This window comes from Anaeromyxobacter sp., from assembly GCA_016718565.1.
Classification (GTDB): Bacteria; Myxococcota; Myxococcia; order Myxococcales; family Anaeromyxobacteraceae; genus JADKCZ01.
In genome coordinates this window covers 186,491-206,950 of the sequence record JADKCZ010000005.1, presented here as the reverse complement: position 1 = coordinate 206,950, position 20,460 = coordinate 186,491, and the positions used below count along the sequence as shown (strand labels likewise).

Genomic DNA, 20,460 nt, shown 5'->3' with positions numbered 1-20,460 from the left:
GGGTGGCAAGGGTGGGTGGCGGGTTCATGGGCGGGCGGCCTCCGGGCGAGAGATCCATCGATCCAGGCGAGCTCCTGCGGAGCGCGCTCGAGAAGATCGTCTTCTTCGAGTGCCGCGTGGCGCAGCTCGAGGCGGAGCTCCTGGCGGCGCGCCAGGTGGCGGAGCGGGCGCGCGCCGACGCGGCCACGGCCCGCACCGCCGAGGCCGGGGCCGCGCGTGAGCTGGCCGCCCTGCGCGAGGCGCAAGCCGGCCTGTCGCTCAGCGAGGTGGAGCTCTCCGAGCGCGTCCGCCTGCTGGAGGCCGAGCGCGAGCGGCTCATGGGGGGGCTGGTGGAGCGGGCCCGGCTGGGCGGCGCCGCCGGCGCCGACGGCGCCCCGGGGCCCGAGGAGGGCGGCGCCGACCTGGCCTCCTTCATCGCCGAGCTCCGGGCGGAGATCGAGGCGCTGCGGACCTGGCAGGCGGCGGCGCTGGCCGGCGCCCCGGACCTGGCGGCGCCGGGCGCGGCGGCCCACCTGGCGCGCCCGGCCGCGGTGCCGGCCGGCACCCTGGACGCCCTGGCGGGCGCCTTCCGCGACGGCGGGCGCACCGGCCTGGGCCGCGCCGACACCGCAAAGCTCAAGGCCTTCCTCACCACCCGCTCCGACCAGGTGCTGTGGGAGCGGGCCATGGGGGACCTCTCGGCCGCCGAGCCGGCCGACCGGCTCCGCGCCATCGCCCACCTGGAGGCGCTGGGCGCCCGGGCCTCGGCGCCGCTGCTGGCCACCGCGCTGGGGAGCGAGGCGCACGCCGGCGTGAAGGTGGCGCTGCTGCAGGCGCTGGCCCGCTTCGAGGAGCCGTTCGCCGCCGCGCTGGCGGCGCGCGAGCTCGGCGACGCCCGCCCCGAGGTGCGCGCCGCGGCGCTCACCGCGCTCTCGACCCTGGCCGAGGGCGAGGCGCAGCCGCGCCTGGTGGGCGCGCTGGCCGACCCGAGCCCGCTGGTGCGCCGGCGCGCCGCGGTGCTGCTGAACGGGACGCGCGGGGCCGTGGTGGACGAGGCGCTGGTGGCGGCGCTGCGCGACCCGGACGCCGGCGTGGCGCGGGCCGCCAGCGTGGCGCTGTCCGGCCGGCCGGGCGAGCTGGTGCGCCGGGCCCTGCTGCGCCACGAGACCAACCGGGAGGCCCGAGCCCAGGGGCGCGCGCTGGCCCGGCGGGACGAGCTGGCCGACGCGCCGGGCCGCACCGAGCAGGCGGCGGCCGCGGTCCGGACCCCGACCGCAATCCCGGCAGCGACCGCAACCCCGACCGAGACCGCGACCCCGACCGAGACCGCAACCCCGACCGAGATCGCGACCCCGACCGAGACCGCAACCCCGACCGAGATCGCGACCCCGACCGCGACCGCAACCGCGACCGCGACCGCGACTCCGGCCGCGACCTACTACCGCTCCGCCCAGATCCGTCCGCCCACCTCGCACGGCCGCACCGCTCTGGCCGTGCTCGAGGTGGCCCCGGCCGTCGCGCCGGCCGGGCAGCCGGCCGGCCCCGGCGGCGACGAGGCCTTCGAGCAGGCCCTGCTCCTCGAGGTGCGCGGCGCCCTGCGCGGCCGCACCGCCGGCGAGCTGCAGGTGGCGCTCGACGCCCCGGCGGCCCAGGTGGCGGCCACCCTGGCGGCGCTGCACGCCCGCGGCGCGCTCACGCCTCGCGGCGAGCGCTGGTGGTTCACCTGAGGAAGGCCATGGAGAACCTCCGCTACACCGTGAAGCGCCTCGCCGAGATCGTCGGCGCCACGCCCCGCCAGGTGGACGGGGCGCTCGGCAAGCGCGACGCCTACGGCCCGGAGGTGCTGCCGGAGCTGCGCGAGAAGCTCAAGCGCTACCCCAAGCCGGTGGCCGCACCCCGGGTGCAGCTGTTCCTCAACTTCAAGGGCGGCACCGGCAAGACCTCGCTCAGCTCCTCCTACGCCTACCGGCTGGCCGAGCGCGGCTACAAGGTGCTGGTGGTGGACCTCGACTCGCAGGGCCACGCCACCAAGTGCCTGGGCCACGAGGGCGGCGAGGCCTCGCGCACCCTCTTCGACGTGCTGGTGCGCAAGACGCCGCTGGCCGAGGTGACGCTGCCGACCCGCATGCCGGGCCTGTCGATCGTGCCGGCCAACCTGGCCATGTCCACCATCGACCTCTCGCTCATGCCCATGGCGGGGCGGGAGTTCCGGCTCAAGCGGGCCGTGGACGAGGTGCTGCCGCAGTACGACTTCGTGGTGCTCGACGCGCCGCCGTCCTTCGGCCTGCTCAACCTGAACGCCCTGATGGCGGCCCAGGACCTCATCATCCCGGTGCTGGCCGACTTCCTCTCCTACGACGGCCTGCGGCTGCTCTTCGAGACCGTGCAGGGGCTGGAGACCGACCTGTCGCACCAGCTGGAGCACATCTTCATCGTGGTGAACGCCTACAACCAGACCTTCAAGATCGCCCGCGAGGCGCTGCAGGCCCTGAAGACCCACTACGCCGAGTACCTGCTGGCCAGCGTGGTGCGGCAGTGCACCAAGTTCGCCCAGGCCTCCAGCGAGGGCTGCCCGATCTTCGGGTACGACCCGGACTCCAAGGGCGCCACCGATCTCGAGGCCATGCAGCTCGAGATCCTCGCCCGCATCTCGAAGTCGGCGCGCCCCGGCGCCGCGGGAGCATGACCATGCGCAAGGCCTTCGACGCCAACGTCCCCAAGCTGAAGCCGCGCCTCAAGAGCGCCGCGCCGGACGCCACCCTGGACCTGGAGGGGCAGGTGGACGAGGCGCCGCACATGGTGCGCGTCCCCTTCACCTCGCCGCGCGCCGAGTCGAACCCGTCGGCCGCGCTGGTGCTGGCGGCGCAGGCGGCCGCCGCGGCCGCCGCGCCGGTGGCGACCGCCTCCGCGGAGCGGGCAGGGGCGAGCGGCGCCCCCTCACCCCGACCCTCTCCCCCACTTCGTGGGGGAGAGGGAGGAGGCGCAGGGCCCCTGGCCTCCACCCCGGGTGCTGTTCCCCCTCTCCCCTCCGGGGAGAGGGCCGGGGTGAGGGGCGCCGAGGCCTCCACGTCTGCTCCCCCTCTCCCCTCCGGGGAGAGGGCCGGGGTGAGGGGTGCCGAGATCACCAGCGCCACCTCCCGCATCGCCGCCGCCCTGGCCGCCGCGCCCGAGGCGGCCGCGCCGGCCGACGACGTGGGCGCCCGGCGCGCCCGGCTCGACAAGATCAAGGCCCGGGTGGCCGAGGCCGCCAGGCCGGCCGTGCGCGTCGAGCCCGCCCCCGGCGACCCGGCCCGGGCCGCCGAGAAGGTGCTGGGCCTGGCCCGCGACCTCGAGCAGGAGCTGGCGCGCGCCCGCGAGCGCGAGGAGGCGCTGCGCGCCGACCTGGACGCGGCCCGCGGCGAGGCCAGCCGCGCCGCCGCCGAGGCCCGCGGCGCCGGCGAGCGGCTGCGCGCCACCGAGGGCGAGCTGGAGCAGAAGCGCGGCGTGCTGGCCGACCTGCTGGCGGAGCTGAACGGCCTGGAGGCCGAGCGCGACGAGGCGCTGCGGCGCGCCCAGGCCGTGGCCGCCCTCGACGAGGAGCGGGCCCGGCTGCTGGAGGACGTGTCGCGCCGCGCCGACGACGAGGCGCGCCGGCGGGCCGACCGCGAGCTGGAGGTGGAGCGGCTCACCGAGGACCTGCGCGACGCCGCCACCGACGGCGCGCGGCTGCGGGCGGCCCTGGGCGAGCTGTCGCGCGAGCGGGACGGGCTGCACGCCGAGCTGGTGGGGCTGCGCCGCGACCGCGACGAGCTGGACGCGGCCAAGCGGGCGCTCGAGCAGGTGCACACCGCGCTGTCGCAGGCGCGGGCGCGGCTCGGGTAGCGCCGCCGACCGCCGCTGACGCGCCGCGGCAGGCGCCTGGCCGGGTCCGGCCAGCCCCTGCGACGTCTTGCCGCGTCGGGCGGGCCGGGGATTCTCCCGGAGTGCGGCTCCCCCTACGCTCGGCAGGTCTAGGAGGCGTCTCACCGCATGCTCTCGTGCCCCCGCGTCAGCGCCTGCCCGCTCTTCGCCCAGTTCACGGTGAAGGCGTCGCTCCGGCTCTGGCAGGCCTACTACTGCGACGGCAGCTTCGACCGCTGCGAGCGCTACCAGCTCGCGGCCACCGCGAAGCCGGTGCCGTCGAACCTGCTGCCCAACGGACGCCTGCTCGACGTCCCCATGGACCAGCTCGAGGCCCGGCACCTGCAGTGACGCGCCTCGCGTGAGCGAAGCGGGAGGGGGGACGGGGCGGCCGCGAGGTCGCCCCGTTCATTTCGTGGGCGGCGGCGACCCTCAGGGCGAGGGGGTGCGCCCCTGCAGCCGGTCGAGCGCGTCGAAGGCGGCGTACTTGTAGGCCTCGCCCAGCGTCGGGTAGTTGAAGACCGCCTCGGCGAAGTAGTGCAGGTCCCCGCCCAGCGCCATCACGGCGTGGCCCAGGTGGGCCAGCTCGGAGGCGTGCGGCCCGATGCAGTGCACCCCGAGGATCTTGGCGTCGGCCTTGGAGGCCAGCAGCTTCACGAAGCCCACCGCCTCGCCGATCAGGTTGGCGCGGGCGTTGCCCATCAGGCTGGCCTTGCCCACCACGTAGGGCACGAACTTGGCCGAGAGCTGCTCCTCGGTCTCGCCGACGCAGGAGACCTCCGGGATGGTGTAGATGCCCACCGGCAGCAGCTCCGCCAGCTTGGAGCGGACGCCGCCGCAGGCGTGCAGCATGGCCACGCGCCCCTGCTCCATGGAGGCCGAGGCCAGGCCGGGGAAGCCCACCAGGTCGCCGGCCGCGTACACGTGCGGCACCTTGGTCTGGTAGTGCTCGTTGACCTCCAGGATGCCCTTCTCGGTGGCGGCCAGGCCGGCCGCCTCCAGGTTGAGCGCCTCCACGTTGCCGACGCGGCCGCCGGCCACCAGCACCTTCTCGGCCACGATGCGCGAGCCGGTGGAGAGCGTCACCAGCACGTCGCGCTCGCCCGGCTCCAGCCGGGTGGCGCGCAGCCGCTGGTGCAGCTCGATGCCGGCGGTGACGAAGGACTCCTGCATGGCCAGCGACATCTCGGCGTCCAGCCAGGGCAGCAGCCGGTCCTTGGAGTCCACGATGTGCACGTGCACGCCCAGCGCCGCGAAGATGGAGGCGTACTCGCAGCCGGCCACGCCGCCGCCCAGGATGGCCAGCGAGCGGGGCACCCGGTCCAGCATCAGGATGGTGTCGGAGTCGTAGACCCGCGCGTGATCGAAGGTGTACTGCGGCGGGTGGAAGGGGCGGGTGCCGGTGGCCAGCAGCACCACCTCGGCGCCGATCTCCTGCATGCCGAAGCCGCCCGGGGTGGTGATGCGGACGGTGTGCGGATCGACGAAGCTGGCCTTGCCCCGGAAGGACTCCACCCCGGCGCGGGAGAGGCCGTCGCGGATGCGGCTGTGCTCGCGGGCCGTCACCAGGCCGCGGCGGCCCATCAGCTCGGGCACCGTCACGGTGGCGGAGACCTTGAGCTCGATGCCGTGGGCGTCGCGGCTGCGCGCCTGCTGGATGGCCAGGGCGGTCTCGCGCAGCGCCTTGGAGGGGATGGTGCCGGTGTTGGCGCAGGCGCCGCCGGGCACGGCCTCCTTCTCGATCAGCGCCACCTTCTTGCCGAGGGCCGCTGCCTGGAGGGCGCCGTTCTCGCCCGCCGGGCCCGATCCGATCACGACCACGTCGTAGCGGAGCATGGGTCCGCTCATAGCGTGTTTTCCCGCTCTTGGGCATAATTCGCCGCCCGTGCGCGCCCCCCCAGAGAACCCCGTCCTGGGGCAGCTCCAGAAGAACCTGATGGTGGCCCTGGAGGAGCGCAAGGCCCGCCTGCGCGCCGAGGGGAAGCGGCTCTTCGACTTCGGCCTGGGCGATCCCCGGGAGCCCACCCCGCCCTTCCTGCGCGAGGCGCTGCGCGCCGCCGTGCCCGAGACCTCGCAGTACCCGAGCCCCATGGGCACGCCCGCCCTGCGCCAGGCGGTGGTGGGCTACCTCTCGCGCCGCTTCGGGGTGTCGCTCGACCCGGACCGCCAGGTGCTGCCGGCCACCGGGGCCAAGGAGACCATCTTCCACCTGCCGTTCGCCTTCTGCGGCGACCCGCGCCGCACCACGGTGGTGATGCCCGACCCGGGCTACCCGACCTACGAGGTGGGCGCCCGCTTCGCCGGGCTGTCGCCGCTCAAGGTGCCGCTCACCGCCGCCAACCGCTTCCTGGTGGAGCCCGAGGCGCTGGGCGCCGAGGTGCTGGACCGGACGCTGCTCTTCTGGGTGAGCTACCCGCACAACCCCACCGGCGCCCTGGCGCCGCGCGACTACCTCGAGCGCGTCGGCGCGGCCGCCAGGGCCCACGGCTTCATCGTGGTCTCCGACGAGTGCTACGCCGACGTCTACTTCGGCGCGCCCCCCTGCTCCATGCTCGAGGTGCAGGTGGAGAACGTGCTGGCCATCCACTCCTGCTCCAAGCGCAGCGGCATGACCGGCTACCGCTCCGGCTTCGTGGCCGGCGACGCCGACCTGGTGGCCATCCTGAAGCGGCTGCGCTCGCACCCCGGCGTGGCCTCGCCCGACTTCGTCACCGCCGCGGCCACCGCCGCCTGGGGCGACGACCACCACGCCGCCGAGCGCCGGGCCATCTTCGCGAGGAAGCGGGAGCTCTTCCTGGCCTTCTTCCGCGAGCGCGGCCTGGAGGTGCACGGCTCGGAGGCCACCCTCTACCTGTGGGTCAGGGTGCCGGCCGGGCTCGACGCGGCCGGCTACGCGCTCCGGCTGCTGGAGGCCGGCATCGTGGTGGCCCCGGGCACGGCGTTCGGCGCGGGCGAGGGGTACGTGCGGGTGGCGCTGGTGCCCACCCTCGACGAGTGTGGCCAGGCCATCGAGGCCTGGCGGAAGGCGGAGCCATGAGCGGGTTCGACGAGGTGCGGGTCAAGGTCGAGGCGGCGTTCGCCGACCGGACCAGGCTGGCCGACGCGGCCTACCGGGCGGCGGTGATGGAGGCCATGAACGGCCTGGACCGCGGCGCCGTGCGGGTGGCCGAGAAGGTGGACGGCGAGTGGCGGGTGAACGCCTGGCTGATGCAGGCGGTCAACCTCTACTTCGGCATCACCTCGATGGAGACCACCGACTTCGGCCCCTTCCAGACGCGCGACAAGATCCCGCTCAAGAAGGACCTGGAGGCGGCCGGGGTGCGGCTGGTGCCGGGCGGGGTGGTGCGCTTCGGCAGCTTCCTCGAGCCGGGCGTGGTGGTGCTGCCCGGCTTCGTCAACGTGGGCGCCCGGGTGGGCACCGGCAGCATGGTGGACACCTGGGCCACGGTGGGCTCCTGCGCCCAGGTGGGCCGGAACGTGCACATCGCCGGCGGCTGCGGCATCGGCGGCGTGCTCGAGCCGCCCGGGGCCCGCCCCAACATCGTGGAGGACGGCGTCTTCCTGGGCTCGCGCTGCATCCTGGTGGAGGGGGTGCTGGTGGAGGAGGACGCGGTGCTGGGCGCCAACGTGACCATCACCGGCTCGACGCCCATCATCGACGTCACCGGCCCGCAGGAGGTGGTCTACAAGGGCCGGGTGCCGGCGCGCTCGGTGGTCATCCCGGGCACGCGGCCCAAGCGGTACCCGGCCGGCACCTACCAGATCCCCTGCGCCCTCATCGTGGGCAGGCGCAGCGCCTCCACCGACAAGAAGGTCTCGCTCAACCAGGCGCTGCGCGACTTCGAGGTGCAGGTGTGAGCAGCGGGCCGGCGGACGGGTCGGGCGCCGAGGCGGACCGCGCGCTGGCCGAGCTGCTGGCCGAGCGGACCGCCGGCCTGTGCGGCTACCTCTCGCCCATCGGCGAGGAGCGGGTGCTGTGCGACCAGGTCGAGGCCTGGGCGGGGCGGCGCTTCCCGGCCGTGCGGCGCGTCAAGGACTCGCTGGTGGTCCAGGTGGACCCGCCCGCGGCGGCGGGGCCGAGGCGCCCGCTGGTGGCGCTGTGCGGCCACCTCGACACCGTGCCGGTGCACGCCGACGACCGCGGCGGGCCGCGGCGCGAGGGTGGGCGGCTGGTGGCGCCGGGCGCCTCCGACATGAAGGGCGGGCTGGCGCTGATGATGGCGCTCGGCGAGGCGCTGCCGGCGGCGGAGCGCTTCTGCGACCTCGTGCTGGTGTTCTACGCGCGCGAGGAGGGGCCCTACCTGGAGAACGAGCTGGAGGACGTGCTGGCGGCCGCGCCGGAGCTGCGCGACGTGGCGCTGGCGCTGTGCCTGGAGCCCACCGACAACCGGCTGCAGCTCGGCTGCGTCGGCTCCATCCACGCCACCCTCACCTTCCGCGGGCGGGCGGCCCACTCGGCCCGGCCCTGGCAGGGCGACAACGCCGTGCACCGCGCCGGCGCGCTGCTGGCCGAGCTGCACGCCCGGCCGCCGCGGGAGGCGCGCTCGGGCGGGCAGGCCTACCGCGAGGTGCTCACGGTGACGCGCATCGACGGCGGGCGGGCCCGCAACGTGGTGCCCGACGAGTGCCGGCTCAACCTCAACTTCCGCTTCGCGCCCGACAAGGCCCTGGGCGACGCCGCGGCGGAGCTGGCGGCGCTGGGCGCGCGCCACGGCGCCGAGGTGCAGCTCACCGACCTCTCGCCCGCCTGCCCGGCCTTCGGCGACCACCCGCTGGTGCGGCGCCTGCTGGAGCGCACCGGCGTGCCGGCCGAGCCCAAGCAGGCCTGGACCGACGTGGCCCGCCTGCACGCCCACGGCATCCCGGCGGTGAACCTGGGCCCGGGCGCCACCGCCCAGGCCCACCAGCGCGGCGAGTGGATCGAGGTGGCCGCGCTGGCGGAGGGGTACCGGGTCTACGAGCGGTTCCTGCGGCGCTGAGGGGGCCGGAGCGCCCCGCGGCACGCCGGTTGCTCTGGCGGGACGGCATGTCCTCCGACCGACCCCGCGAGCGGCTCCTGGCCGACGGCCCACGCTCGCTCTCCGACGCCGACCTGCTGGCCTTGATCCTGGGCACCGGCTCGGCCGGCCGCTCGGCGCGCTCCACGGCGCTGGCGCTGCTGGAGGCCGTGCCGCTCGCCGAGCTGGCCTGGGCGCCGGCCGACGCCGTGGCCGGCTGGCCGGGCCTGGGCGAGGCCCGCGCCGCCGCGGTGGCGGCCGCCTTCGAGCTGGGGCGCCGCTCCGGCTGGGCGCCGCCGCGCCGGGGTGAGCGCTGCCTCGACCCCGGCCGGGTCCACGAGCTCCTGCGCCACGCCGCCCACGCCGAGCGGGAGGGGTTCCACGTGGTGCTGCTCGACGTGCGCGGGCGGCTGCTGCGCACGGTGCAGGTGGCGGAGGGGTCGCTGACCCAGTGCCCGGTGTCGCCGAGGGACGCGCTTCGGCCGGCGGTCCGCGAGGGAGCCCACTCGGTGGTCTTCGCCCACAACCACCCCAGCGGGGATCCCGCCCCCAGCCCCGAGGACGCCGACCTGACCGAGCGGCTGCGCGCCGCCGCCGAGCTGGTGGGGGTGCTGGCGCGCGACCACGTCATCGTGGCGGCGGGCGGGTACTACTCGTTCGTGGAGGCCGGACGCTGGCGGCGCTGAGGGCGGCTGGACGCCGTGCGGAGGAGCGGCGCCGCGGGGCCTGGCGGGTGAGGCCCCCGCGTCAGCGGCGCCTGGCCGGTGGCTTCGCCTTGGCCGGGGCCCGCTTGGCGCCGCCCTTCACGACCCGCTTCGGCTCGGGCGCCTGGGCCGCCGCCAGGAGCCCCTTGGCCTCCGGATCCCGCCGATCCAGCTCCAGCGCCCGGGTGAGCGGCGCGACGGCCTCGGCGCGCCGGCCGGCGGCCAGCCGCACCGCGCCCAGGCAGACCGGCCCCTCCGGCGCGGTGGCGGCGCGCTCCACGGCCCGGGCGCAGGCGGCCTCGGCCTCCTCGAAGCGGCGGGCGGCGGCCAGGGCGCGGCCGTGGGCGGCGTGGACCAGGGCGGTGGCGTCGGGGGCGGCGGCCAGGGTCTCGAGCAGCGCCAGCGACTGCGCCCCCCGCCCCGTGCCGAGCCCGGTCAAGGCGTGCCAGGTGGCGGCCTCGGTGGTCAGCCGGCCGGCGCGGGCGGTGCGCTCCAGGGCGGCGCGCGCCTGGGCGTGCTGGCCGAGCCGCTCCAGCGCCACGCCGCGGAACAGCCAGGCCTCCCGCCCGTCGGCGCGCCGCAGGGTCTCGAGCGCCGCCCCGTCGCGGTGCAGCGCCAGCTGGGCCCGGGCCAGGAGCACCAGGTGCTCGGCCACGCCGGGCGCCAGCCGCACCGCCTGCGCCGCCGCCTCCTCGGCCCCCTCGGGCTGGCCGGCGGCCAGCAGCAGCCGGGCCCGCTCCGCCTGCAGGCCGGCCGGCTCGGGCAGCGCGGCGGCGGCCAGCGAGAGCCGGCGCGAGGCGGCGGTGATCTCGCCGGTGGCGGCCAGCACGCGGGAGAAGGTGACCTCGAAGCGACGCTTCGCCGCGGCCGGCGGGGCGCTGCCCGGATCCTGCTCCACGGCCAGGAGCTCGCGCCGCGAGGTCTCGAGCGGACGCCCCAGGGCCAGCCGAGCCTCGGCGGCGCCCACCACCGCGCCGGGGTGGGTGGGGTGGGCCGCCAGGGCGGCCTCGAAGTAGGGCAGGGCCTGCTCCGGCTCGCCGCCGGTGAGGTGGCTGTCGCCGAGCTCTGCGAGCGCGCCCAGCAGCGGCGGCGTGGCCTGCGCGGCGATGCGGAGCCGGCCGCGCCCGCCGGCCACCTCGCCGCGCGCCAGCAGGATCCGGCCGGCCAGCCGCTGCAGGAGCGGCGCGTCGCCCGGCGGGGCGCCCAGCACGGCGGCCTCGGCGGCGGCCCGCTCCTCCGGCCGCTCGACCAGGAGCATTCGCACCACCAGGCTGCCCTCGCCCACCTCGTGCTGGAACGCCAGGTCGAGGGCCAGCGCCCGGGACGGCGCGTGGCCGTGATCCGCCGCGCGCAGCGCCGCCACCTGGGCCGCCAGCGAGGTGAGCTGCCCGTGCAGCGCCTCGGAGCGCGGCGGCTCGGCCCGGGCCGAGGCCAGCACCTCGGCCGCCCGCTCGAGCGAGGCCAGCGTGTCGCGGGCCAGGCCGGCGCGGGCGGCCTCGACGGCCCGGGTGGCCACCTCGGTGCGGGTCCGCTCGCGCACGGCGAGGTAGGCCCAGGCCGAGGCGCCGGCCACCACCAGCAGCACCACCCCGGCCACCAGGGCGCGGTGGCGCGGCGGCGGCGGCGCGTCCTGGGCGCGGCGCGCGGCCTGCGCGCGCAGCTCCTGCTCGTAGGCGGCGGCGATGCGCGCCGCCTCGGCCGCCGTGGGCGCGGCGGGGCGGGAGGCCTTCGCCGGCGCGGAGTGGCTCGCGGCGGGGCCGGGGCGGCCGGCCACCCGGGGCAGCACGGGGGGCGCGGCGGCGGCGGCGGGGGCGGCGCCGGGCGGCTCGGCGCGTGGGTCCGGGTCCGGCGCCTTGGAGCCCGGCTCGACCTGCCCGGGCTGGCGCGGCTCGTGGTCCGGGTCGTCCTCGGCCTGGAGCGCGGCGAGCGGGACCTGCTCCTCCCCCTCCTCCTCCTCCCACACCTCCGTCTCTTCGCCATCGGCCGGGAACGAGAGCAGCAGCGTGCTCTCCTCGACGGCCGGGGGCGGCGCCGGGGGTGGCGCCGGGGGGGGCGGTGGCGCCGCCTGCGGAGCGCCGACCTGCTCGAAGCGGTCGGTGTGGGCGGGCGGCGGCGCGGGTGGCGCGGCGGGCGGCGGCGCGCCGTCGGCGGGGAGCACCTCGGCCGGCGGCGGCTCCGCGGCGGCCGGCAGCGCGCTCGCCGTGCCGGCGCGAGCCCGCTGCCGCGCCTCCTCGAGCAGCGCCTTCAGGCGGGCGTCGGCCGGCTGCAGCTCGGCGGCGCGGGCCAGCACGGGCAAGGCCTCGCGGTAGCGCCCTCGACTCACCAGCGCGTCGCCCACCAGGTTGTAGGCGTAGGGGTTGGCGGGGTCGATGCCGATGGCGATCTCGAACTGGTCCTGGGCGCCGCGGGCGTCGCCGGCCTCCAGCAGGGCCCGGCCCCAGGTGACGCGCCCCAGGATGGAGCCAGGGTGGTGCTCCAGCCCGCGGCGGCAGGTCTCCACGGCGCGGGCGTGCTGGCCGCGCTCCACGAGCGCCCGCGCCAGCTCCACGAAGACCCGGGAGCGTGGATCGGCGGCGAGGATCTTCTCGTACTTCTCGACCAGGGAGGGGGCCACGCGCGGGGTGAGGGTAGCACGCGCCCGCGGTGCGACCGGCCCTGACGCACCGGCCCCGGCACAGGCGCGGCGGCCTGCCGCGTGTGGGGGCGGGTAGGGAAGCGGTCGCCGCCGCGGCGGCGGCGCCCCGGTCGGCCAGGTCGCCACAGCAGCAGGGGCGGACCCTGGCCGGGCCCGCCCCTCGAGTCTCGCCGCCGGGTCACCGGCGGCCGCGCCGCATCACCCCGCGCCGGCCGGTCTGCGCCGGCGCGGGTGAGGCCACGGAGCGCCTACTTGCCGCGGGGCCAGGCGCTGAAGGCGTCCTCGCCCGGGTGCTGCACGTTGATGAAGAGCGTGCGCATGTCGGAGGAGAAGGCCGGCCCGGTGGCCTCGGCGTCGCTCGGCACCGACGCCACGCGGAAGGCCAGGCCGTAGGTGGCGCTGGTCACGCCCGGCTGGCCGGCCCGGTGCGCCGGATCGACGTCCAGGTAGTAGACGGCGTCGGACGTCTTGTTGGTGGCGTAGTTGCCGTCGGTGCCGAACCAGACCCCGCCCGCGCCGTCGATGACGAGGTTGTCGGGGCAGGAGGCATCGTGCAGCGTGGCGCCGGGGGTGCCGGCCCAGGGGATCCAGAACGTGAAGGTGGACGACGCCACCGGATCCGAGGCGTTGGCCTCCTCGATGGCCCAGATCGAGCCGTAGGGATCCGGCCGGACCGGCTGGCTGGCGGTCAGCAGGCCGGCCTGGTTCAGCGCCGGCCGGGTGCCGTTCTTGGTGAGCGCCGCGTAGAGGCGCGGGGTGCCCGAGAGGTCCCTGGGGTTCCACTCCAGGTCCTCGGGCCGGTTGAGCTCCATCACGCCGATCTTGTTGGAGGCGGTGAAGAGGGCGCGGCGCATGGCGTCGTCGTCCGGGAACCCGCCCAGCCCGTTCCAGGTGGTGCTCTTGAGCGCGTCGCCGATGGTGGTGCCGGCGGGCAAGGTGCCGGCGCCGGCGTTGGGGGCCACGTCGGTGGAGGTGGTGGAGAGGAGCAGCCAGCGCCCCGCGCCGCGGGTGGTCTCGGTGGGGGTCACCGCGGCGCCGCCGCCGGCCGGCAGGATCTTGAGGCCGGTGAGGTTGTCCACGCCGTCGAACTGGGCCACGTAGAGCGAGCCCGTGTCGAGCAGCGCGCGGGCCTGGGCCTTGGTCATGCCGGCCGTGTAGGGCTGGGCGGAGACCCACTTGTAGATGCGGCCGCTGCGACGGTCGTCGCCGGCGTAGATGACGACCTGCTTGCCGGCGGGGAGCTTCCAGTCGGCGTCGGTGACGAAGGTGGCGTTCTCCCAGCGGGCACGGCCGAAGGCGCCCAGCTTGCGGTGGCCGGTGCCCGGGGTGGTCTTGCCGGAGTACTCGCCGGCGGCCACGCCCGGGTCGATCTCGGTCAGGTAGCCGAGGTAGTCCTTGGGGTGCACGGCGGTGGCGGTGGGGTTCTGGCCGAAGGCCGAGGCGGGATCGGCCGCGTAGTTGAACGTGACGTTGGCGCCCGGGTCGAAGCCCTTGGCGGCCACGAACTGGTTGGAGGAGTTCCAGACCGGCTCGAGGTCGCCCACGATGTCCTGCGGGTTCTCCTCGCCGGAGAGGACGGTGCCCCAGGGCGTCTGGGCGCCCGAGCAGTTGGAGGCGGTGCCGGGGATGACGCCGGCCGGCAGCGCCGTGCCGTCGTCGAGGCTGCCGATGCCGGAGCCGACCACGGTACCGGTGACGGCGAAGAGCGTGTCGCTGGTGGCGTCGTAGCGCTTGTTGGCGGCGGTCAGGTCCACCTGCCACGCCAGCGTGGCCGGGTCCTGCACGATGCGCATCCAGGTGCCGCCGAGCTGCCGCTTGTACTCGCGGGTGTAGGTCGAGAGCGAGGCCGCGTCGAAGGCCTTGGTCACGTCGTTGGTGAGGACGCCGAGGCGGGCCAGCTCACGGGCCAGCTGCAGGTGCTGGCCGGTGGGGGCGGCGGTCAGGCTCGGGCCGCCGTTGGAGATGTACTCGTGGTTCACGAAGACCCAGCCCGCGGTGCCCGAGCCGTTCCACTGCGGCGGGGTGCCCGCCACCGCGTCCCAGCCGTCGCCGAAGTAGGCGATGTAGTCGTTGTTGGCGCCGAAGCGGGGCGTCGAGGCGGTGGTGCCGAAGGCGATGGGGTCGAGCCAGGAGATCACCACGCTGGGCGACACGCCGGCCAGGGCGCGCAGGTCGTCGGTGGAGGTGGCCGCCACGAAGGCCGAGGCGGCGGTGCGGGTGCCGGCGGCGACGTCGGCGACCAGCCCCTTCACGTGGGTGGGGAGGTCACCGGCGCCGGTGTAGGCCAGGGCGACCATCGAGGGCAGGTTGGGGCCGGGGGGCGTGGCGGCCGCAGGGCCGGTGGGGCCGACCGGGCCGGTGGGACCGACCGGGCCGGTGGGACCGACCGGGCCGGTCGGGCCGACGGGACCGGTGGGGCCGGTCGCGCCGGCAGGACCGGTGGGGCCGTTGGCGCCTGCCGGGCCGGCGGCGCCGGTGTCGCCGGCGCAGCCGGCGAGTGAGAGGGCGATCCCGGCGAGCGCCAGGGCCGCGGTGAGCGGGCTGCGGATCATGGAAGGTGACCTCCGGTCCTGAAGTGGACGCCCACACGATGCGGCAGGCGGCCGGCGGACACCGCAGCGGTTGCGTGAAGGCTGTGGGGCGCCGCGGTGTCGGCGGCGCGGGCGGGGCGTGTCGTCCAGGGACCGCCGCCGCCCAGGCGGCGGGCCTGCGCCGAGGGCGTGACGATCAGGGGTCGCGGCGACGCTGCGGGGTGGTCGCCGGCGCCGGGGGCGGCGGCGGGGGCCGGGGCGGGGCGGGCCGCCAGCACCTGCTCCATCACCCTGAGCAGGCCGCGCACGTCGCCCTTGCAGGCGTACCCGGCCGCGCCGAGCCGCGACGCCGAGCGGCGCAGCGCGTCCTCGTCGTTGGAGCTGTGCAGCACCACCGGCACGTCGCGGGTCTGCTGGCGCGCCTTGAGCAGCGGCAGCAGCGCCTCGCCGGAGAGGGCCGGCATGTTGACGTCCAGGAGCACCAGGTCCGGCCGGGTCGTCATGATCCGCTCGGTGGCGCCGAAGGGTCCGAGCTGGACGGTCACCTGGTAGCCCTCGTCCTCGAGCAGCTCCTTGGTGGTGAGGAGGTGGGAGCGGTCGTCGTCGACGAGCAGCACGCGGGCGGTGGTCATGGTGGCCCCTCCTCGGGGCAGGGCAGGTGGACGGTGAAGGTGGAGCCGGCGCCGCGCCGGCTGGCCACCTCGATGCGCCCGCCGAGCAGGTGGGCCATGGAGCGGGTGATGACCAGGCCGAGGCCGGTGCCCTCGTGCTGCTTCACCAGGGCGTCGGCGAGCTGCCCGAAGGGCGTGAAGAGGCGGTCCAGGTCCTCCCGGCGGATCCCCACGCCGGTGTCGGTGACCCAGAGCCGGAGGCCGCCCGGCTGGGCGGCCGCGCCGATGACGACGCGCCCCCGCTCGGTGAACTTGACGGCGTTGGAGGCCAGGTTGGTGAGGATCTGGCGCAGCTTCTGGCCGTCGCTGACCACCACGTCGGGCGCCTCGTCGAGCTCCAGCACCACCGGCACCGGCTTCTCGCCGGCCAGCAGGCGGGCCATGTCGGCCACGTCCTCCAGGATGGGTCTGAGCTCGACGCGGGCCAGCGACACCTCGGCCCGGCCGGCCTCCAGCTTGGAGAGGTCGAGGATGTTGTTGACCGTGGCGCGCAGCGTGGCGGCGGACCGCTGCAGCAGGGGCAGGCGCTCCGCCACCTGGTGCCAGGCCCCCTTCTCGGCGTGGCGCCGCACCAGCTCGGCCACGCCCACCACCACGTTCACCGGCGAGCGCAGCTCGTGGGTGGCGTGGGCCAGGAACTGGGACCGCAGCCGATCGAGCTTCTCCAGGTCCGAGGAGCGGGCCAGCGCCGCCTCGCGCTGCAGGGCGCTGCGGGCCAGGGCGTACCCCTGGTGCAGCACCAGCTGGCGCACCGGCAGCAGGCCGCGGTAGCGGCCGGCCGGGTCCACCACCACCACCTCGTCGTAGACCGTCCCGGGCGGCCGGGCCAGGGCCAGGTCCACCGCCGCCACCACGTCGGTGCCCTCCGCCACGACGAGCGGGGCCGGGTCGGCGATGCGGCCGATGGGCTTGCGGGCGTAGAGCTCGTACCCGAACCCGCGGGCCAGCGTGAGCAAGAGCCGGGGCCGGGTGATGAGCCCCACCGGCCGGCCGTCCTCGGTGAGCGCCAGCGCCTCGAGCTGCGGGTCGGCGAAGAAGCGCTCGGCCACCTCCCGGGTCCGCTGGCGCGGCGAGACCTCGCCCTTCGAGACCAGCAGCCCGCCCACGGGCTGGCCGCTGACGTCGTCCTGGTAGGTTGGGCCGGCAGGCATGGGTCAACCAGCCTGCCCCACCTGGGCGCCCCCGGCTGTGACGAGCCGGCGAACGATCGGGGAGGCGAGCCGGAGGCGGCGGGCCCTCGTGGGCGCGCCACGCACCTTTCCCCCCACCCCGGCGCGACCCCGGCCTCATCAGCGCCGCGTCGCCGCCACCTCCAGCCGCTTGCCCATGGCCGAGCGGAAGTAGGCCGCCTCGCGGGCCACGTCCCACAGCTCGAGGTCGATGGCGGCGCGGGTGCGGGCCGAGACCCGCACCAGCGGTCCGCGCGTCGCGGCGCGCAGGTCGGTCACCGGCTGGTGGTGGCTCCGGTCGAGCGCGTCGGCCACCCGCAGCATGGCCACCAGCTGCCGCACCAGCTTGAGCTGGGCGGCGGAGAGCCCCTCCAGGTCGGGCCGGGTGCGGTCGGGCGGGGTGCGCCGGTGGTAGCGCGCCACCAGCGCCACCAGGTGGCGCTCCTGGTCGGAGAAGCCGGCGATGTCGGCGTTCTGCACCAGGTAGAGGGTGTGCTTGTGGTGGCGCTGCGGCGAGACGGCGTGCCCCACGTCGTGCAGCAGGGCGGCGGCCTCGAGCAGGCTGCGCGCCGAGGCCGGCAGGGCGTGCACCGCCGCCAGCTGGTCGAAGAGCTGCAGCGAGAGCCGGGCCACCTGCCGGGCGTGCTTCTCGTCGAAGCCGAAGCGTCGCCCCACCGCGGCCGCCGAGCGGGTGCGCTGCTCGGCCGCCATGGCCGCCGCCGCCGGGGTGCGGCGGGCCAGGTCGCGCAGCACGCCGTTGCGCAGGCCGGTGTCCACCGCCACCACCGCGTCGAGGCCGAGGTGGCGCATGGCCGCCTCGAGGATCACGGCGCCGGCCACGATGATCTCGGCCCGCCTGGGCTCGAAGCGGCGCCGCCGCTCGGAGAGGCTGAGCCCGGCCAGCTCGGTCACCGTCTTCTCCAGCCGCCGCCGGGTCAGGCGGCGCGACTCCGAGCCGGCCGCCACGATGGCGTTGATGGTGCCGGAGCTGCCCAGGGCCACGCCGGCGCGCGGCAGCCCCCCGGGCAGCTGGTCGCGGAAGGCCTCGGCCACGAAGGAGCGCATCACCGCCAGCCGCTCCGGCGAGACCTTGCCGGAGGTGCCGAAGATCTCGGTGAGCCGCACCGCGCCCACCGCCACCGAGTGGAGCGCCGAGGGCTTCTCGCCCACGCCGAAGGCCACCTCGGTGGAGCCGCCGCCGATGTCCAGCACCAGGCTGCGGGCCCTGGCGGCCCGGCCCTCGAGCACGCCCAGGCAGATGAGCCGCGCCTCCTCGCGCCCCGACACCACCTCCAGCGAGAGGCCGGTCTCGAGGCGCACCCGCCGGACGATCTCCGCCTGGTTGCGCGCCTCGCGCACCGCGCTGGTGGCCACCGCCCGCACCCGGGCGTGGTGGCGGCGGCACAGGGCGGCGTAGCGGCGCAGCGTGGCCAGCAGGCGGTCGGCCACCGGCTTGGCGATGACGCCGCTGGTGAAGACCCCCTCGCCGGGGCGGATGGGGTCTCGCTCCTGGTGGATGGTCTCGAGCGTGCCGTCGGGGAGCGGCCGCGCGATCTCCAGCCGGACGGCGTTGGTCCCCACGTCGATGGCGGCGAGCAGCCGGTCCGAGCCGTTTTTCATGCGGCGCGCAGTCTAGCCCCAGCCGGACGGGCCGGGGTGCGCGCCGGCGGCCCCCCCGCAAGGGTCGGACACCGAATTGTCACGCTGGAAAGCTCGTTCCTGCGCCGTCGCCGGTCCATGCTCGAAGGACGGGCAGCGCCCCCTGGCGCCCCGGCACCCCCCAATGTCCCCCATCCTTCCCAGCTCCGTCCCCGCCGACGCCGAGAAGCGCCAGGCCGAGACCCCCGATCCGGCCCTCTTCCTCAACCGCGAGCTCTCCTGGCTGGCCTTCAACGAGCGGGTGCTCGAGGAGGCGCAGGATCCCTCGCTGCCGCTGCTGGAGCGGGTCAAGTTCCTCGGCATCGTCTCCTCCAACCTGGACGAGTTCTTCATGGTCCGGGTGGCCGGCATGAAGAAGCAGCTGGCCAACCAGGTGGCCAAGATCTCGGTGGACGGCCTCCTGCCGGCCGAGGCCCTGGAGGCGGTCTCGGCGAAGGCCCACGCCCTCATCGACCGGCAGTGCGCCACCTGGCGGGACGACCTCCTGCCCCGCCTGGCCGAGGCCGGGCTCTTCCTGCCGGCGCCCAAGGACTTCACGCCGGACCAGGTGGCGGCGGCCCGGGCCCACTTCAACGCCCAGATCCGCCCGGCCCTCACGCCGCTGGCGGTGGACCAGGGCCACCCCTTCCCGCAGCTCAAGAACAAGTCGCTCAACGTGGCGCTGCTGCTGCGCCGCGGCGGCCGCCGCAAGACCAAGGGCGCCGAGGAGCTGCTGGCGGTGGTGCAGGTGCCGGCGGTGCTGCCGCGCCTGGTGAAGCTGCCCAGCGCGGCCGGGCTGGCCCACGGGCTGCTCGACGAGATCATCGCCGACCACGCCGGCGAGCTCTTCCCGGGGTTCGCGGTGGTGCACCGGGCCATCTTCCGGGTGACCCGCAACTGGGACCTCGACATCGACGACGAGGAGTCGGAGGACCTGCTCTCCACCGTGCAGGACGAGCTGCGCAAGCGCGACCGCGGCGCGGCGGTGCGGCTGGAGGTGGGGGCGGGCGCGCCCGACGTGCTGGTGGCCCGGCTCACCGACGAGCTGACCCTGGGCCCCTCCGACGTCTACCCGGTGACCGGCCCGCTGGAGATGCAGGACGTGGCGGCCCTGGCCGACGCCGACCTGCGCCCCGAGCTCAGGGTGCCGCCGCACGCCCCGGTGGTGCCGCCGGCCTTCGACGAGGAGACCCCGGTCATCGAGGCGGTGGCCCGCGGCGACCAGCTGCTGCACCACCCCTACGAGAGCTTCGACCCGGTGGTGCGCTTCATCGAGGAGGCGGCCGACGACCCGGACGTCATCGCCATCAAGCAGACCATGTACCGCACCGGCGGCGACTCGCCCTTCGTGCGGGCGCTCTCCCACGCCGCCGAGGAGGGCAAGCAGGTGACGGCGCTGGTGGAGCTGAAGGCCCGCTTCGACGAGGACCGCAACATCCGCTGGGCCCGCAAGCTGGCCGACTCCGGCGTGCACGTGGTGTACGGCGTGCCCGGGCTGAAGACCCACTGCAAGATGGCCCTGGTGGTGCGGCGCGAGGGCGGCAGGCTGCGCCGCTACGTGCACCTGGGCACCGGCAACTACAACCCGCAGACCGCCCGCGGCTACACCGACCTGTCGCTCTTCTCGGTGGACTCCGGGCTCTGCGAGGACGTGGCCGACCTGTTCGACGTGCTGACCGGCTACGCCGAGCCGCCCCGCTGGAACAAGCTGGTGGTGGCGCCGGGCGACATGCAGGATCGCATCCTCAGGCTCATCGACCGCGAGCGGGCCAAGGCCGAGCGCGGCGAGCCCTGCCGCATCGTGGCCAAGATGAACGCGCTGGTGGACCCGCCGGTGATCCGCGCCCTCTACGCGGCCTCCAGGGCCGGGGTGGAGATCGACCTCCTGATCCGCGGCATCTGCTGCCTCAAGCCCGGGGTGCCCGGGCTCTCCGAGCGCATCCGGGTGGTCTCGGTGGTGGACCGCTTCCTGGAGCACAGCCGGGTCTTCGCCTTCGGGGTGGGGCCGGAGGCCCAGTGCTTCCTCTCCAGCGCCGACTGGATGCCGCGCAACTTCAACACCCGCGTCGAGGTCATGTTCCCGGTGGAGGCGCCGGAGCTGAAGGCGCGCCTGGTGGACGAGGTGCTCGGGCTGGCGCTCAAGGACACGGCGCGCGCCCGGCGGCTGCAGGCCGACGGCCGCTACCTGCGCGATCCGCCGGCGCCCGGGATGGTGCGCAGCCAGCAGGAGCTGGTGGAGCTGGCCACCCGCGGGCGG

14 protein-coding genes and 1 pseudogene are annotated in these 20,460 nt (G+C 76.2%); 9 read left to right on the top strand and 6 right to left on the bottom strand.

From position 1 onward, the window contains the following. Positions 1-26 precede the first annotated feature (26 nt). The 4 genes from IPO09_13375 to IPO09_13360 all read left to right on the top strand — a co-directional run bounded on the left by IPO09_13375 (position 27) and on the right by IPO09_13360 (position 4,209). Positions 27-1,706 carry a HEAT repeat domain-containing protein gene (locus IPO09_13375; protein ID MBK9518313.1) on the top strand — a complete coding sequence of 560 codons (1,680 nt, stop codon included), beginning with the start codon at positions 27-29 and terminating at the stop codon, positions 1,704-1,706. 8 nt (positions 1,707-1,714) lie between these two features. Then, positions 1,715-2,665 carry a ParA family protein gene (locus tag IPO09_13370; GenBank protein MBK9518312.1) on the top strand — a complete coding sequence of 317 codons (951 nt, stop codon included), beginning with the start codon at positions 1,715-1,717 and terminating at the stop codon, positions 2,663-2,665. A gap of 2 nt (positions 2,666-2,667) precedes the next feature. Then, the gene (locus IPO09_13365) at positions 2,668-3,840 is read left to right on the top strand and encodes a hypothetical protein (protein MBK9518311.1); all 1,173 of its coding nucleotides are present in this window, start codon (positions 2,668-2,670) and stop codon (positions 3,838-3,840) included. A 147-nt stretch (positions 3,841-3,987) separates the two neighbouring features. Beyond that, positions 3,988-4,209 carry a hypothetical protein gene (locus IPO09_13360; GenBank protein MBK9518310.1) on the top strand — a complete coding sequence of 74 codons (222 nt, stop codon included), beginning with the start codon at positions 3,988-3,990 and terminating at the stop codon, positions 4,207-4,209. 81 nt (positions 4,210-4,290) lie between these two features. Here the strand turns inward: IPO09_13360 and sthA are convergent, their stop codons facing one another. After that, entirely contained in the window at positions 4,291-5,694 is a 1,404-nt protein-coding gene (gene sthA / locus IPO09_13355; GenBank protein ID MBK9518309.1) for a Si-specific NAD(P)(+) transhydrogenase, read from the bottom strand. On the opposite strand from sthA, the gene dapC reads away from it, so the two are divergent. Genes dapC through radC form a run of 4 tightly spaced genes read left to right on the top strand, consistent with a single transcriptional unit; the run spans position 5,693 to position 9,541 of the window. Beyond that, on the top strand, positions 5,693-6,895 hold the full coding sequence (gene dapC / locus IPO09_13350) for a succinyldiaminopimelate transaminase (protein ID MBK9518308.1): 1,203 nt from the start codon (positions 5,693-5,695) through the stop codon (positions 6,893-6,895). The genes sthA and dapC overlap by 2 nt on opposite strands. Continuing rightward, a complete protein-coding gene (locus IPO09_13345; GenBank protein ID MBK9518307.1) occupies positions 6,892-7,716 on the top strand; it encodes a 2,3,4,5-tetrahydropyridine-2,6-dicarboxylate N-succinyltransferase in 825 nt (274 codons plus the stop codon). Before dapC ends, IPO09_13345 begins: the two co-directional genes overlap by 4 nt. A 44-nt stretch (positions 7,717-7,760) precedes the next feature. After that, complete coding sequence (gene dapE, locus IPO09_13340; protein MBK9518306.1) at positions 7,761-8,837, top strand: succinyl-diaminopimelate desuccinylase; 1,077 nt, start codon at positions 7,761-7,763, stop codon at positions 8,835-8,837. Positions 8,838-8,884: 47 nt separating this feature from the next. Further along, positions 8,885-9,541: a DNA repair protein RadC gene (gene radC / locus IPO09_13335; protein ID MBK9518305.1), complete on the top strand. Its 657-nt coding sequence runs from the start codon at positions 8,885-8,887 to the stop codon at positions 9,539-9,541. A gap of 61 nt (positions 9,542-9,602) precedes the next feature. Here the strand turns inward: radC and IPO09_13330 are convergent, their stop codons facing one another. From IPO09_13330 to IPO09_13310, 5 genes are all read right to left on the bottom strand, one after another. Further along, complete coding sequence (locus IPO09_13330) at positions 9,603-12,173, bottom strand: tetratricopeptide repeat protein (protein ID MBK9518304.1); 2,571 nt, start codon at positions 12,171-12,173, stop codon at positions 9,603-9,605. A 269-nt stretch (positions 12,174-12,442) separates the two neighbouring features. Beyond that, positions 12,443-14,746, bottom strand: a complete 2,304-nt coding sequence (locus tag IPO09_13325) for a DUF839 domain-containing protein (protein ID MBK9518303.1) — start codon at positions 14,744-14,746, stop codon at positions 12,443-12,445. Beyond that, entirely contained in the window at positions 14,743-15,357 is a 615-nt protein-coding gene (locus tag IPO09_13320; GenBank protein MBK9518302.1) for a response regulator, read from the bottom strand. Before IPO09_13320 ends, IPO09_13325 begins: the two co-directional genes overlap by 4 nt. Then, the gene (locus IPO09_13315) at positions 15,354-16,547 is read right to left on the bottom strand and encodes a sensor histidine kinase (protein MBK9518301.1); all 1,194 of its coding nucleotides are present in this window, start codon (positions 16,545-16,547) and stop codon (positions 15,354-15,356) included. Before IPO09_13315 ends, IPO09_13320 begins: the two co-directional genes overlap by 4 nt. 138 nt (positions 16,548-16,685) lie before the next feature. Then, positions 16,686-18,185 (bottom strand): Ppx/GppA family phosphatase, encoded by a 1,500-nt coding sequence (locus IPO09_13310; GenBank protein ID MBK9518300.1) that lies wholly within the window; start codon positions 18,183-18,185, stop codon positions 16,686-16,688. A gap of 163 nt (positions 18,186-18,348) precedes the next feature. Here IPO09_13310 and ppk1 point away from each other — a divergent pair. Then, positions 18,349-20,454: pseudogene (ppk1, locus tag IPO09_13305) on the top strand (polyphosphate kinase 1). The last annotated feature ends 6 nt before the right edge of the window (positions 20,455-20,460 follow it).

What these genes read in the sequence shown, in the direction of transcription:
- IPO09_13375 (MBK9518313.1), top strand. Translation starts at nt 27, where the DNA reads ATGGGCGGGCGGCCTCCGGGCGAGAGATCCATCGATCCAGGCGAGCTC.
- IPO09_13370 (MBK9518312.1), top strand. Translation starts at nt 1,715, where the DNA reads ATGGAGAACCTCCGCTACACCGTGAAGCGCCTCGCCGAGATCGTCGGC.
- IPO09_13365 (MBK9518311.1), top strand. Translation starts at nt 2,668, where the DNA reads ATGCGCAAGGCCTTCGACGCCAACGTCCCCAAGCTGAAGCCGCGCCTC.
- IPO09_13360 (MBK9518310.1), top strand. Translation starts at nt 3,988, where the DNA reads ATGCTCTCGTGCCCCCGCGTCAGCGCCTGCCCGCTCTTCGCCCAGTTC.
- dapC (MBK9518308.1), top strand. Translation starts at nt 5,693, where the DNA reads ATGGGTCCGCTCATAGCGTGTTTTCCCGCTCTTGGGCATAATTCGCCG.
- sthA (MBK9518309.1), bottom strand. Translation starts at nt 5,694, where the DNA reads ATGCTCCGCTACGACGTGGTCGTGATCGGATCGGGCCCGGCGGGCGAG.
- IPO09_13345 (MBK9518307.1), top strand. Translation starts at nt 6,892, where the DNA reads ATGAGCGGGTTCGACGAGGTGCGGGTCAAGGTCGAGGCGGCGTTCGCC.
- radC (MBK9518305.1), top strand. Translation starts at nt 8,885, where the DNA reads ATGTCCTCCGACCGACCCCGCGAGCGGCTCCTGGCCGACGGCCCACGC.
- IPO09_13325 (MBK9518303.1), bottom strand. Translation starts at nt 14,746, where the DNA reads ATGATCCGCAGCCCGCTCACCGCGGCCCTGGCGCTCGCCGGGATCGCC.
- IPO09_13320 (MBK9518302.1), bottom strand. Translation starts at nt 15,357, where the DNA reads ATGACCACCGCCCGCGTGCTGCTCGTCGACGACGACCGCTCCCACCTC.
- IPO09_13315 (MBK9518301.1), bottom strand. Translation starts at nt 16,547, where the DNA reads ATGCCTGCCGGCCCAACCTACCAGGACGACGTCAGCGGCCAGCCCGTG.
- IPO09_13310 (MBK9518300.1), bottom strand. Translation starts at nt 18,185, where the DNA reads ATGAAAAACGGCTCGGACCGGCTGCTCGCCGCCATCGACGTGGGGACC.